This window comes from Synechococcus sp. H60.2 (assembly GCF_047462315.1).
Classification (GTDB): Bacteria; Cyanobacteriota; Cyanobacteriia; order Thermostichales; family Thermostichaceae; genus Thermostichus.
On sequence record NZ_JANSIZ010000067.1, the window covers coordinates 1 to 13,007 of the forward strand.

Genomic DNA, 13,007 nt, shown 5'->3' on the forward strand with positions numbered 1-13,007 from the left:
GGGCTTGGCTTTGGGGGTACTGGGTTTGGCGCTGCGGGTGCGGGCCTACCTGTGGGCGGGCACCCTGGGCTTTGGCCTGGGCGTCTTGCGGCAGGGGTGGCTGTGGGTAACCACTGACCCAATCCTGTTGTGGGGGATGGGGATCTTGCTGGGGGTGCTCTTGATTTGGGCAGCAGCCAATTTTGAGCAGCGCCGAGAACAGGTGGGATCCCGGCTCTCTGCCTGGCTAGAGCAACTGCAGGGCTGGGAATAGAGATAAACTGGTGCCGGCGTCGCTCCATCAGATATGGCCCTCTTCCTGTCCAGCGCTGATCCGAAAGTGCCCCCCCAGTCAAGGTGGAAACAGCTCCTGCAGCAAATCCTGTTGCCTTGGCGGGAGTTCGACGGCATTTTGCTGGCCACGGTGCTGGCCTTGACGGGCATCGGCATCATCGCCATCCGCAGCGCTGTCTGGGAGCGTCCCATCAGCCACTACTGGCTGCAGCAGTTGATCATGGCCGGGATCAGCCTGGTGTTTTTGGCGATGGTGGCGCGGATCCCCTACGAGCGGCTGCTGCGCTGGCATTGGTTCACCTATGGCCTGACTTTGGCGGGCTTGATTGCAGTGCTCTTTTTCGGCACGGCGGGAGGAGGGGCAGAGCGGTGGATCTCCATTGCCGGCGTCCAGGTACAGCCTTCCGAGTTTGCCAAGTTGGGGGTCATCATCACCCTGGCGGCCATTTTGCACCACTGGCCAATCAAATACTTCAGCCAAATCTGGGTGGCTGTTGCCGTCGTCGCTCCTCCTTGGGTTTTGATCTTCCTGCAGCCCAACTTGGGCACCGCCCTGGTGTTTGTGGTGATCTTGCTGGTCATGCTCTACTGGGCCGGGGCCAAGGGCAGTTGGATCCTCCTGCTGCTGTCGCCGGGGGTGGGGGCCATTCTCTACGGCCTGCACACCCGCGCGGAGTTGAGCTGGATGCTCTGGGTCTGGCTGATCTGGTGCCTGGGCATGGCGAGCCTAGCAGCTTGGCGGCTGCCTTGGCGGTGGACAGGAGCGATGACCTTTGGAGTGATCAACCTGCTCTCCGGGCATCTGGGCCAGGTGGCCTGGCACATCCTCAAGCCCTACCAGCGGCGGCGGCTGGAGATTTTTATCGATCCCATGCAAGAGCCCTGGGGATCCGGCTACCACCTGATTCAATCTCGCATCGCCATCGGCGCCGGTGGGCTCTGGGGCCGTGGCATCCAGCAGGGCACCCAAACCCAACTGGACTTTATCCCCGAGCAGCACACCGATTTCATTTTCTCGGCCATTGGGGAAGAGATGGGCTTTGTCGGCACCCTGACGGTGCTGATCCTGTTTTGGATTCTGTGTGCGCGGCTGATCTGGATTGCCCAAGGAGCCAAGGACAATTTCGGGTCTCTCATTGCCATCGGGGTGTTGGCGATGATCCTCTTTCAGGCGGTAGTCAATATCGGTATGACGATTGGCTTGGCCCCCATCACCGGCCTGCCCTTGCCTTTTTTGAGCTATGGCCGCTCGGCTCTGTTGACCAACTTTCTGGCCATCGGCCTGGTGGAATCGGTGGTGATGCACCGCCAACGCACCACCTTTTTCAAGTAATTTCAAGAGTTCTCCTCTCCCTCTTTTTCTAGCGGCACTGACCCAGGCCAGTACCCATCTGTTCTTCGCTCGACAGGGATCCCGCTCGTCTGCAGAACTCCCATGAAGTCCGAAAAGGCTGTAATTTGAATGGCTGCAATCGATTCAGTATGAAATTGACCACCCCTGGCAATGGGGATCGCTCCCTTGCTCTACCCCTGCTGGGGTAGGTATCCTATTCCCACCTCCCTCCCGTCGTCCCTTGTAGGGAGCCGCGGCGCGGTTGGGATCCCTTTGTCTGTACCGGTCTTGTCGCCATGTCTCAACCGGCCCTGGAGTCGATTCTGCAGGAAAAACGCCTTTTCCCGCCGCCTCCCTCGTTTGTGCAGCGGGCTCGCATCACCCCTGAGCGCTACCAACAGATTTGCCAAGAGGCGGAAGCGGATCCCTTGGGGTTTTGGGAGCGGCTGGCACAGCAGGAATTGCACTGGTTTCAGCCTTGGCAGCAGGTGTTGCACTGGGATCCGCCCCAGGCGCAGTGGTTTGTGGGGGGGCAGCTCAACCTCAGCTACAACTGCCTGGATCGCCATTTGGACAATGGCCGCCGCCACAAGCCCGCCCTCATCTGGGAGGGGGAGCCGGGGGACACCCGCACCCTGACCTACGAGCAGCTCCACCGCGAGGTCTGCCGCTGGGCCAACGGCCTCAAGTTTCTGGGCATTCAAAAAGGGGATCGGGTGGGGATCTACATGCCGATGATCCCGGAGGCCGTCATGGCCATGCTGGCCTGTGCGCGGATCGGGGCAGCCCATACGGTGGTGTTCGGCGGGTTCAGCGCCGAGGCCCTCAAGGAGCGGCTGCGGGATGCGGAAGCCAAAGTCGTCATTACCGCCGATGGGGGCTGGCGCAAAGATGCCATCGTCCCCCTCAAGCCCCAAGTGGACTTGGCGCTGGCGGAAGGGGTGCCCAGCGTCGAAAAAGTCCTGGTGGTGCAGCGGACAGGACAAGCTGTGTCGATGATCCCGGATCGAGATATCTGGTGGCATGAGCTGGCCCCCAGCCTAGAAGAAGCCTGCCCCGCCGAGCCTATGGACGCGGAGGCGATGCTGTTTATCCTCTACACCTCCGGCACTACCGGCAAGCCCAAAGGCGTTGTCCACACCAGCGGCGGCTACAACCTCTACACTCACGTCACCTGTCAGTGGATCTTCGATTTGCAAGAAGAAGACATCTACTGGTGTACTGCCGATGTTGGCTGGATCACGGGCCACAGCTACATCGTCTATGGCCCCCTCTCCAATGGTGCGACGGTGTTTATGTACGAGGGGGCGCCCCGACCTGCTAAACCCGATTGTTTCTGGGAGCTGATCGCCCGCCACCGCATCTCGATTTTCTACACCGCCCCCACGGCAATCCGGGCTTTTATGAAAAGTGGCGACGCCCTGCCCCGCCGGCATGACCTCTCCTCGCTGCGGCTGTTGGGCACCGTGGGCGAGCCGATCAACCCGGAAGCCTGGATGTGGTACTACACCGTCATCGGCAGTGGGCGCTGCCCGATTGTGGATACCTGGTGGCAGACCGAAACCGGCGGCATTATGATCTCGCCTCTGCCGGGAGTTACACCCACCAAGCCGGGATCCGCCACCCGCCCTTTCCCGGGCATTGCGGCAGATGTGGTCGACATGGAAGGGAACCCGGCCCCAGAAGGGGGTTATCTGGTGATCCGCCGTCCCTGGCCGGGCATGATGCGCACCCTTTACAAAGATCCGCAGCGGTTCCGCTCCAGTTACTGGGAGCGGATCCCGCCCAAGGATGGGCAGTACTTCTACTTTGCCGGGGACGGCGCCCGCCGGGATGAAGATGGCTACTTTTGGGTGATGGGCCGGGTGGACGATGTCATCAATGTTGCCGGCCACCGTCTGGGCACGATGGAATTGGAATCGGCGCTGGTCTCTCACCCAGCTGTGGCGGAGGCAGCGGTGGTGGGGCGACCGGACGAGATCAAGGGAGAAGCGATCGTGGCTTTTGTCATCTTGGCGGAGGGCTACGAGCCGGGCGAAGCGCTGCGCCAAGCACTGATGCAACATGTGGTCGAGGAGATCGGAGCCATCGCCCGCCCCAGCGAGATTCGCTTCACCGAGGCGCTGCCCAAGACCCGCTCTGGCAAGATCATGCGCCGCCTGCTGCGGCAACTGGCTGCCGGCTCCGGCATCAGCGGCGATACCTCCACCCTCGAAGACCTGGGGGTGCTGGAACGGCTGCGGCAAGGGGTGTGAACTGCCAACGCGCCGGCACTAAGATGGGGACATCGAGTCCTGGGTTGTCAAGCTCGCATGTCGCCTCTGGATCCCGCACTTTACTTTGACCACAGCGCCACCACTCCGCCTCGGCCTGAGGTGATCGAGGCTATGGGGCTGGCGATGCAGGAGAGTTGGGGCAACCCCTCCAGCTTGCATGGGTGGGGAGAACGGGCGGCCATGGCCATGGAACGGGCGCGGCAGCAGCTGGCCGAGCTGCTCAACTGTGAGCCGGAGACGCTGCTGTTTACCTCTGGCGGAACGGAGTCCAACAACCTGGCCCTGTTTGGGGTGGCGCAGCGCTACTCCACTCCCCAGCATCTCATCATCTCTAGCGTCGAGCACGCCTCGGTGGAGAATGCCGCCCGTCGGTTGCAGGCCCAGGGCTGGGAGGTAACCCGTCTGCCGGTGAACTCCGCCGGCCAGGTGGATCCCCAAACCTTGATCCAGGCGTTGCAGCCCAACACCGTTCTGGTCTCCATCGTCCACGGCCAGAATGAGGTGGGATCCCTGCAGCCGATTGCCGAGCTGGGCCGCCTTTGTCGCCAGGCAGGAGTGCTCTTCCACACCGACGCGGTGCAGACTGTGGGGCGGATCCCCCTGGATCTGGCGCAACTGCCTGTGGACCTGCTCTCCCTGTCTGGGCATAAGCTTTACGGGCCGCAGGGGGTGGGGGCGCTCTATGTGCGCCCAGGGGTGGAGCTGCAACCGCTGCTGCGGGGGGGCGGGCAAGAACGGCGGCTGCGAGCCGGCACCCAAGGGATCCCTGCCATTGTCGGCCTAGGGGTGGCGGCGGCTTTGGCAGCCCAAGAGCTGGAGCAGGAGACGGCCCGCCTGCGGCAGTTGCAACGGCAGCTGGCCCAGTTGCTGGCCTCTGTGCCGGGTTTGCGGCTGACCGGCCCCTCGGATCTGGAGCAACGCCTGCCCCACCACCTCAGCTACTGCACTGCCGTGATCCCGGGGCACGTGCTGGTGAGGGAGATGAGCCGCCAGGGAATCGCCATCAGCGCCGGCTCTGCCTGTAGCAGCGGCCAGCGGATCCCCAGCCGCATCCTTTTGGCCATGGGCTATTCCGAGGCCGAGGCCCTGGGATCTATCCGCCTCAGCCTGGGCAAGGCCACCACCCAAGCCGCGGTTGAGCAGGTGGCCCGCTCCCTGCAGGCTCTCCTCCGCTCTGCTGCTGGATCCCTTGAGGGTCAGGCAACCCAACCCCTGCCGTCAGCGCCTGCCGCTGAATTGGCGGCTGGGTTAAGGTGATAGAGAGTTACAGGGCTGGTCGTCATGGCTGAGATGAGTCCGTATCAGGTCTTAGGGGTCAGCGAAGAAGCCTCCTTTGAGGAGATCCAATCGGCACGGGCACGGCTCCTGGCCAGCTTGGGTGCGGATGAACAGCAGCAGGAGCGGGTGGAACAAGCCTACGATGCCATCCTGATGCAGCGCCTGCGCCTGCGCAAGGAGGGCAAGATCGCTGTCCCCGACCGCATTCGCTATGCTGAACAACGGGCTGCCCGTCTGGAGACGGAACTGAGTTTGCCCCGTCCTGCTGCCCAAAATCCCCCTTGGATTAGCCGTTGGCTAGATAGCCCTTCTGCCCCGGATGTGCTCTGGCCCGCCGTGTTGCTGGGAGGACTGGTGGGTTGGGTTGTCTTGGCCCCTGATGAGTATCCCTCCCTGCAACTGGCGCTGGGGCTGATGACCTGCATCTATTTCCTGTACCGCAAGGAGCGCCGCTTCCTTCGCGCTTTGCTCTTGGCGCTGGCAGGACTGAGCCTAGGACTGATGTTGGCCTACGGCATTGCCCTTCCCCTTACCGGCGGCGATGCCCCTGGCGCCCTGTTGGTGGGGATCACGTTTGGAGTGATGTGGCTGATAACCAGCTTTTTGCGCTAGTTGGGGAGCTTCAGGTATACATTTGTGCTGCCTGTTCATTCAAGTCGTCCCAAGCCGGCTTGAGATACAGCCACTTCAAACAGCAACGAAACGGTTCGTTACGTCGTTCCCTAACTCCCCTCTCCCTGAGGGAGAGGGGTTGGGGGTGAGGGCTAGCTCCCTGAGGGAGAGGGGTTGGGGGTGAGGGTCTGGTTTGATTGAAGCAGGCAGGGATCCGTCAAGGTCTTATCTGCCGAAGCGCCGCTGCCGCGACTGATAGCTGAGCAAGGCTTGGTGAAAGGCGGCGCGGTCGAAGTCCGGCCAGAGGATGGGGGTGAAGTACTGCTCGGTGTAGGCCATCTGCCAGAGCAGGAAGTTGCTGATGCGCATCTCGCCGCTGGTGCGGATCAACAGGTCGGGATCGGAGAGGCCAGTGGTGTAGAGAAATTGGGAGAAGAGGGCTTCGTCGATCTGATCCGGTTGCAAAAGCCCCTGCTGCACCAGGGTGGCAATCGAGCGACAAGCCTGCAGGATCTCCTGTCTGCCGCCGTAGTTGAGGGCCACCGTCAGACAAATGCCCTCGTTGTGCTGGGTGCGTTCCACCGCATGCAGGATCGTGTCCTGCAAAGACTGGGGCAGGGCCGACAACTGGCCGGCAAACTGAATGCGCACCCCCTGCTGCACCATTTCCGCCAGTTCCTGCCACAGCACCTGCTCGAACAAGGTCATGAGAAAATCCACCTCCTCGCGGGCGCGGCCCCAGTTCTCCGTGGAGAAGGCGTAGGCGGTGAGGAGAGGGATCCCCCAATCGTGACAGCAGCGGAGCAACTCCTTCAAAGCCGCTACCCCGCGCTGATGCCCGACACTGCGGGGCAAGCCTCGCTTTTGCGCCCACCGCCCGTTGCCATCCATGACCACTGCCACATGGCGGGGCAACAACTGCGGATCCAGGTCGGCAGGCAACTGCAGAAGATGGGCAGGAGAAAGGGTCATGCGGATCAGTCTTTGGGAAGGGTTTTCTCAGGTTTGCGAGGGAATTTGGCTAGATCTGGCAGGGATCCCCACCAGCGCAACGGTCCATTGCGAATCCACGGGTGGGCCCATAATCCCTGCAGGGGAGCATCCCGTTTTTTGGCTTCACGCGGATGACGCAACCGCTGCACCAGCAGTTCGTGTAGCTTGGCACTGGTCAGGGGTCGCTCGAGGCGTCCGCCTTCTGCCAGTGAGATGGATCCCGTCTCCTCTGAGACCACAATACACAAGCAATTGGCCTGTTCTGTGATCCCCATCGCCGCCCGGTGCCTCGTGCCTAGTTGGCGAGAGGCAGTTCGCTCCGAAACCGGCAGGATCACCCCTGCCGCGCGAATCCGATCCCGATGGATAATTACAGCCCCATCGTGCAGGAGCGTCGAGGTCTGGAAGATCGTCTGTAAGAGCTCCCGCGATACCCGCGCCTGCAAAGGAACTCCTTTATCGGTGAACACCCGCGAGTCGATTGGCTGATCTGGCTCGATCACAATCAGCGCCCCTGTCCGATTTTGAGAGAGTTCTCGCACCGCCTGCACCACCTCCTCCACCAACTCTTCCTCTGGGTCGTCCTCGTCGTTGCCTTCTGGATCTACCCACTCTATGCGGATGGCTTTTGCCAGTTGCTCCAAGAGCCGCCGAAACTCCGGCTGAAAGAGTACCCCCATCGCTATAGCCGCAGCAAGGAGCAGGCGATCCAAAATCAGGTGCACCAGTGGCAGCGAGGCTGTGGCCAGATACAGCACCAGGAGCACCATAAATCCCCGCACCAGCACCCCGGCCCGGCTCTCGCGGGTGTAATAGAGGGCCAAAGCCAATAGCAAGACGGCCAGAGCCCAGTCCAACAGGCTGAGAACGTTAAATTGCTGTAGCCAAGCCCATAAGGCCGCCAGCATGCCGAAAAACCCCGTTCACGCTCCCCTCGTTGCGGACCCTTTGCCTACGCCATCCTGCGCCCCAGAACCTTTTGGTTCCGGAACCCCTGTTGGACTGCGGCCCCCTGACCAGCCTACCACTCACCTCCTACCTGTCTTCCAGTCTTTCCTGCCCGAGAGCCAGCGGGGTCACTGCTGCAGAAAAAACCAAGCCCCCCTCAACAGCAACGGTTACAGGCAGCCATCTCTTCCCTTCACCGTTGCAAGCGCTCCGGTAAGATGTCCTGACGGATCAAATCCGCATAAGTTTCCCGCCGCAGGATCAACTGGGCCTCACCCTGGTTGACCAGCACCGCCGCTGGCCGAGGGAAGCGGTTGTAATTGGAGGCCATGCTGTAGTTGTAGGCCCCGGTGGCCAACACAACTAGGACGTCGCCAGGCGCTGGGTTGGGCAAAAGCACATCTTTCAAGAGCACATCCCCCGACTCGCAGTGTTTGCCGGCCACTGTTACCCGCTGGGTGGCCTCGGCTTCAGGGCGGTTGGCCAAGAGGGCAGTGTAGCGGGCCCCATAGGTGATAGGACGGGGGTTGTCGGACATGCCGCCGTCGATGGTGACGTAGAGGCGGCCTTCGGGAAGGTCTTCGCTGGGCGGGATCCGTTTTTGCCCCCCCAGGGTATAAGCGGTAACAGCAGCCGGGCCAATCACGGATCGTCCAGGCTCGCAGAGCACCTTGGGCAGGGGGAGCCCGGCGGCGGTGAAACTCTGCCGCACGGCAGTGGCTACCGCTTCCACCCACTCTGGGATGGACGGGGGATCGTCGGATTCGACATAGCGGATCCCCAGGCCGCCGCCCACATTGAGCTCCTGGAGGGGCAGGCCTCTGTCTAACCCTTGCCGCCAAATCTGAGCCAGTACCCCCGCCAGGTCGCGGTGTCCTTGCAGATCAAAAATCTGAGACCCAATATGGGCGTGGAGCCCGACGCAGTGCAGTTGGAGATGGGCTGCCAGAAAATCAAACACCTCCGGCAGTTGCCACTGACCAATGCCGAATTTGCTGTCGGTTTGGCCGGTGCGGATGTACTCATGGGTGTGGACGTCAATGCCGGGGTTAACCCGCACCAATAAGCGGGCGGGTCGTTCAGGGGTGGCCAGAGCAGCTACCTGCTGCAGCTCGTAGAGGCTATCCGCCACCAGGGTGCAGCCCACCTCCAGGGCCATGGCCAGCTCCTCTGCCGACTTGGCGTTGCCGTGCAGGTAGAGCTCCTCACCCCTGGCCCCTGCTTGCAGGGCAGTGTACAGCTCGCCGCCAGAGGCGACATCCAGCCCCAGCCCTTCTTGCAGCGCCAAAGCACAGATGGCCAAGCAGTTCCAGGCTTTCGTGGCATACAAGACTTGGGATTGTCCAGGGTAACAGCGGGCCCAGGTGTCGCGATAGAGGCGGCAGGCCTGCCGCAGGGTCCATTCGTCCAGGATGTAGAGGGGGGAGCCAAACTGACGTACCAACTCCACCACGTCACAGCCGCCAATCTCCAGGTGGCCCTGGCTGTTGACGCGGCTGGTTAACGGCTGCAGCGACTGGTTGGGAGAAACGGATTTGACAGAAGGGGGCGTGCCGAGGGTTGAAACCATAGTCGCAAGCTAGAAGACTGTCTTCCACCCTACCAAGTTTTCTCTCCAGTTTGGCCGGGGAGAGATCCCCTCAACCCCCCAGAGGTTGCTCCTGGGCATTTACATCCTTTTTTCTGCTACTATAGGGAACCAGCGTCTGTGGGTCGATGCCCGAGTGGTTAAAGGGGGCGGACTGTAAATCCGCTGGCTTACGCCTACGTTGGTTCGAATCCAACTCGGCCCACCATGCCGCCCACGTAGCTCAGTGGCAGAGCACCCCCTTGGTAAGGGGGAGGTCACGAGTTCAATCCTCGTCGTGGGCTTAGGCGCAAACTTCCAGCTCTGCAGGTTGGGGTTTCCCTTCCCCTGCCCTGACAATCTCGCCGCTAAGAGAGAAAGCCCGCGTAGCAGTGATGCGCACTGGCACCAGGGATCCCTGCAATGGCTCCGGATCCCCGTCGAAGAAAACAATGCGGTTGCCGCGGGTACGTCCCATCGCTTGGCGGGGGTTTTTGGGGTTGGGGCCTTCCACCAGCACCTCCTGCACCTGGCCCAGCAGGCGGGCGCTGCGGTCGGCAGCCACCTCCGCTACCAAGCGGTTGAGCCGTTGCAGGCGGTCGCTTTTTTCCTCTTCCGGCACTTGGTCGGGCCACTCCGCCGCTGGCGTGCCCGGGCGGGGAGAGTAGGCGGCAGTATTGAGGAAATCAAAGCCGATATCCTGCACCAGTTGCAGGGTTTCTTGAAACTGGGCTTCTGTTTCGCCAGGGAAGCCAACGATGGCATCGGCGCTGATGGTGGCCTCGGGCATGTACTGGCGGATGAGCTGGATGAGCTGGCGGTAGCGCTCCTGGGTGTAGCCGCGCCGCATCCGCTTGAGGACTTCGTCACTGCCCGCCTGGAAGGGGATGTGGAAGTGCTCGCACACCTTGGGCAGCTCGGCACAGGTGGCAATGAGCTCTTCAGTGAAGTAGCGCGGGTGGCTGGTGGCAAAGCGAATCCGCTCGATCCCTTCCACCGAGTGGACAAAGCGCAGCAAGCTGGCCAGGTTGGTCTTGGGATCCAGATCCCGCCCGTAGGCGTCGATGTTTTGCCCCAGCAAGGTGACCTCGCGATAGCCGGCCCCAGCCACCTCCTCAATCTCGGCGCGGATGGCCTGCGGCTGGCGCGATTGCTCCCGTCCCCGCACCAACGGCACAATGCAGTAAGTACAGCGCTCATTGCAGCCGTAGATGACGTTGATCCAGGCTGTCACCCGGCTATCCCGGCGGGGTTTGGTGATGTCTTCCGGGATCTCGATGGGCTCAGTGGCCACCACCTGGTTGCCAGCCTCCACCTGGGCCAGCAGATCCCCCAGGCGGTTGACGTACTGGGGGCCCATGACCAGGTCGAGCTCTGGGACGCGGCGTAGCAGCCGCTCTCCCTCCTGCTGGGCCACGCAGCCGGCCACGATCAGCTTGATGGCGGGGTTTTTCCGCTTGCGCTGCGCCTGGATGCCCAGGTAGGAATACACCTTTTGCTCAGCGTTGTTGCGGATGGTGCAGGTATTGAAGAGAACCAAGTCTGCCTGTAGCTCGTCTTCGGCGGGCACATACCCCAGTGACTCCAGGATCCCGGCCATGCGCTCGCTGTCGGCCCGGTTCATTTGACAGCCAAAAGTGATGATGGAGTAGGTGGGAGCAGCCATGGCAAGACCAGAAGACAACGCAAGCAACCTTTACCTTTGAGCTTAGCGGATCCTTGGTGGCGGCGGAGGCGACCGCAGGTGCCGCCCACTGCCTCTCTCTCCGCTTGTTAGTCCGGCATGAGGGCGTGAACCTGCCTGCTGCCGTTGGGGTAGAGCAAGGCGCGCTTGGGGCCATGGATGGGATCCTCCACGATAATGGTTTGGTCGCGGCTGGCTCCCAGGGAGACGATGGCAATCGGTACCTGCATCAACTGGGCCAAAAACTTCAGGTAGTCGTAGGCTTCGGGAGGCAAGTCCTCAAGGGAGCGGCAGTCTTTGGTGGAGCACTTCCAGCCGGGCAGGGTTTCATAGATGGGCTTGCACTGGGCAAAGACGCGGGCATCGCTGGGAAAGTGACGGATCTCGCGCCCCTGGTACTCATAGGCAACGCACACCTTGATCTCGTCTAGGCCGTCCAGCACATCCAATTTGGTGATGGCCAGGCAGTCGAGGCCGTTGATCCGCACGGCATAACGCCCAATCACGCTATCGAACCAGCCGCAGCGCCGCTGCCGCCCGGTGGTGGTGCCAAATTCGGCTCCCGCTGCCCCCAGGTAAGCGCCAATCTCGTCCTTGAGCTCGGTGGGGAAGGGGCCTTCGCCGACGCGGGTGGTGTAGGCCTTGGCTACCCCAATTACCCGGTCGATGCTGGTGGGGCCGATCCCGGCACCAACGCAAGCACCACCGGCAATAGGATGGGAGGAAGTGACATAGGGGTAGGTGCCGTAGTCGAGATCCAGCAGCGTGCCCTGTGCCCCCTCGAAGAGAATATTTTGCCGCTCTTCGATGGCCTGGGTGAGGAGCAGGGCGGCGTCGGTGACGTAGGGGCGCAGCCGCTCCGCATAGGCCAGGTATTGCTCGATGATTGGCTCAGGATCCAGAGGGGGTAGGTTGTAGATTTTTTCCAGCAAAACGTTCTTGTAGGGAATGGCCCAACTGAGGCGCTCCCGCAGTTGATCGGGATACATCAAGTCCACGACGCGGATGCCCATGCGCTCGGCCTTGTCGGCGTAGGTGGGGCCAATGCCTCGCCCGGTGGTGCCCAGCCTATAGATGCCGCGCCGCTCTTCCTCGGCCACGTCGATGACACGATGGTAGGGCAGGGTCACGTGAGCGGTTTCGGCGATGTAGAGGTTGTGGGTGGAGATCCCCAGTTGGTGCAGTTGGTCGATCTCGGCCAGCAACACCTCAGGGTCGATCACCGTGCCACTGGCGATGATGCAGCGCTTGTCGGGGTAGAGGATGCCGGAGGGGATCAGGTGCAGCTTAAAGATTTGGCCCCCCACCACCACGGTATGTCCTGCGTTAACCCCGCCTTGGTAGCGGACGACCACATGCGCCTTTTCACTGAGGAGGTCGGTGATCTTACCTTTTCCTTCGTCGCCCCACTGGGCACCGACAACCACAACGTTTGCCAAGAGCTTCTCCTACAGTCTGTGAACGGCACAAAAAATCCCCTTTGCGGGGTTGCTGCACTAATTTACCCCATTGCTCGGGGGGGTGTTGAGGGTGTTTGACAAAAAGGTTAACAATCGATTAACTTTTCCGTCCTCAACTCCCCGGCTTGAACAGGCCGATGGCGGTGACCCGGTTGGAGCCCACCGCAAAGGCAAAGGACAGGCCCAGGGCATCGTAGTTGACGTAGTAGCGATCCTCCCGCAGGTATTCCCGACTGCCTTTGGGGTAGGGCACCACCTCGTTGTAGCCGTTTTCGCCGGGGCCGCCGTAAACAGCAACCACTTCCGAGTAGGTGGAGCCAATGCGGATCCCTTCGCCAGTCATGGCTTCGGGGTGGGTGGTGTAGATGCGGTCGGCAAAAAAGCTATTGAGAACGCCCGGACGGCGGTAAGCAAAGAGGATGTAGTCTTGCAAGTAGAAGATCTTCAGGTCGCTGTTGGGCTGGAAGACGTTGGCCCGCGACTCGGCGGGGATTAGATCCACGTTGCCCAAAAGGTGGGTATCGACGTTGCGGGTATCCATGCCCAGGACAAAACGACCGACGCGGCCCTCTTGAACCAGGAC

Annotated in this window: 10 protein-coding genes, 2 tRNA genes and 1 pseudogene; 7 read left to right on the plus strand and 6 right to left on the minus strand. The window is 61.7% G+C overall.

The annotated features are described in order from the left end of the window. The 5 genes from NW845_RS10310 to NW845_RS10330 form a co-directional block, all read left to right on the plus strand. On the plus strand, positions 1-253 hold a 253-nt coding region (locus NW845_RS10310; protein ID WP_414378418.1), incomplete at its 5' end, for a hypothetical protein. Positions 254-286: 33 nt separating this feature from the next. Next, the gene (gene rodA, locus NW845_RS10315; protein ID WP_414333893.1) at positions 287-1,606 is read left to right on the plus strand and encodes a rod shape-determining protein RodA; all 1,320 of its coding nucleotides are present in this window, start codon (positions 287-289) and stop codon (positions 1,604-1,606) included. A gap of 296 nt (positions 1,607-1,902) precedes the next feature. After that, a complete protein-coding gene (acs, locus tag NW845_RS10320) occupies positions 1,903-3,861 on the plus strand; it encodes an acetate--CoA ligase (RefSeq protein ID WP_414378420.1) in 1,959 nt (652 codons plus the stop codon). 57 nt (positions 3,862-3,918) lie between these two features. Then, positions 3,919-5,139 carry a cysteine desulfurase family protein gene (locus tag NW845_RS10325; protein WP_414378422.1) on the plus strand — a complete coding sequence of 407 codons (1,221 nt, stop codon included), beginning with the start codon at positions 3,919-3,921 and terminating at the stop codon, positions 5,137-5,139. A gap of 33 nt (positions 5,140-5,172) precedes the next feature. Further along, positions 5,173-5,772: a CPP1-like family protein gene (locus tag NW845_RS10330; RefSeq protein ID WP_414364806.1), complete on the plus strand. Its 600-nt coding sequence runs from the start codon at positions 5,173-5,175 to the stop codon at positions 5,770-5,772. A gap of 225 nt (positions 5,773-5,997) precedes the next feature. Here the strand turns inward: NW845_RS10330 and NW845_RS10335 are convergent, their stop codons facing one another. The 3 genes from NW845_RS10335 to lysA all read right to left on the minus strand — a co-directional run bounded on the left by NW845_RS10335 (position 5,998) and on the right by lysA (position 9,283). Further along, positions 5,998-6,744, minus strand: a complete 747-nt coding sequence (locus NW845_RS10335) for an isoprenyl transferase (protein ID WP_414364804.1) — start codon at positions 6,742-6,744, stop codon at positions 5,998-6,000. A gap of 5 nt (positions 6,745-6,749) precedes the next feature. After that, complete coding sequence (gene cdaA, locus NW845_RS10340) at positions 6,750-7,673, minus strand: diadenylate cyclase CdaA (protein ID WP_414378423.1); 924 nt, start codon at positions 7,671-7,673, stop codon at positions 6,750-6,752. A 233-nt stretch (positions 7,674-7,906) separates the two neighbouring features. Beyond that, the gene (gene lysA, locus NW845_RS10345; protein WP_414378424.1) at positions 7,907-9,283 is read right to left on the minus strand and encodes a diaminopimelate decarboxylase; all 1,377 of its coding nucleotides are present in this window, start codon (positions 9,281-9,283) and stop codon (positions 7,907-7,909) included. Positions 9,284-9,423: 140 nt separating this feature from the next. Between lysA and NW845_RS10350 the strand changes: the two genes are divergently transcribed. Together NW845_RS10350 and NW845_RS10355 are read left to right on the plus strand one after the other, a co-directional pair. Beyond that, a tRNA-Tyr gene (locus NW845_RS10350) sits at positions 9,424-9,509 on the plus strand. Positions 9,510-9,513: 4 nt separating this feature from the next. Further along, positions 9,514-9,585, plus strand: a tRNA-Thr gene (locus NW845_RS10355). On the opposite strand, the gene miaB is transcribed toward NW845_RS10355, so the two are convergent. From miaB to NW845_RS10370, 3 genes and pseudogenes are all read right to left on the minus strand, one after another. Continuing rightward, positions 9,585-10,946, minus strand: coding sequence for a tRNA (N6-isopentenyl adenosine(37)-C2)-methylthiotransferase MiaB (gene miaB, locus NW845_RS10360; protein WP_414378427.1), 1,362 nt, complete (start codon positions 10,944-10,946; stop codon positions 9,585-9,587). The genes NW845_RS10355 and miaB overlap by 1 nt on opposite strands. A gap of 107 nt (positions 10,947-11,053) precedes the next feature. Next, on the minus strand, positions 11,054-12,403 hold the full coding sequence (locus NW845_RS10365; protein ID WP_414378426.1) for an adenylosuccinate synthase: 1,350 nt from the start codon (positions 12,401-12,403) through the stop codon (positions 11,054-11,056). 133 nt (positions 12,404-12,536) lie between these two features. Beyond that, a pseudogene (locus NW845_RS10370) lies at positions 12,537-13,007 on the minus strand (peptidase S41); the annotation flags it as partial.

Bases quoted from the DNA above. Each gene is read 5' to 3' on its own strand.
- acs (WP_414378420.1), top strand. From the start codon at position 1,903: ATGTCTCAACCGGCCCTGGAGTCGATTCTGCAGGAAAAACGCCTTTTC.
- cdaA (WP_414378423.1), bottom strand. From the start codon at position 7,673: ATGCTGGCGGCCTTATGGGCTTGGCTACAGCAATTTAACGTTCTCAGC.
- miaB (WP_414378427.1), bottom strand. From the start codon at position 10,946: ATGGCTGCTCCCACCTACTCCATCATCACTTTTGGCTGTCAAATGAAC.
- rodA (WP_414333893.1), top strand. From the start codon at position 287: ATGGCCCTCTTCCTGTCCAGCGCTGATCCGAAAGTGCCCCCCCAGTCA.
- NW845_RS10330 (WP_414364806.1), top strand. From the start codon at position 5,173: ATGAGTCCGTATCAGGTCTTAGGGGTCAGCGAAGAAGCCTCCTTTGAG.
- NW845_RS10325 (WP_414378422.1), top strand. From the start codon at position 3,919: ATGTCGCCTCTGGATCCCGCACTTTACTTTGACCACAGCGCCACCACT.
- lysA (WP_414378424.1), bottom strand. From the start codon at position 9,283: ATGGTTTCAACCCTCGGCACGCCCCCTTCTGTCAAATCCGTTTCTCCC.
- NW845_RS10335 (WP_414364804.1), bottom strand. From the start codon at position 6,744: ATGACCCTTTCTCCTGCCCATCTTCTGCAGTTGCCTGCCGACCTGGAT.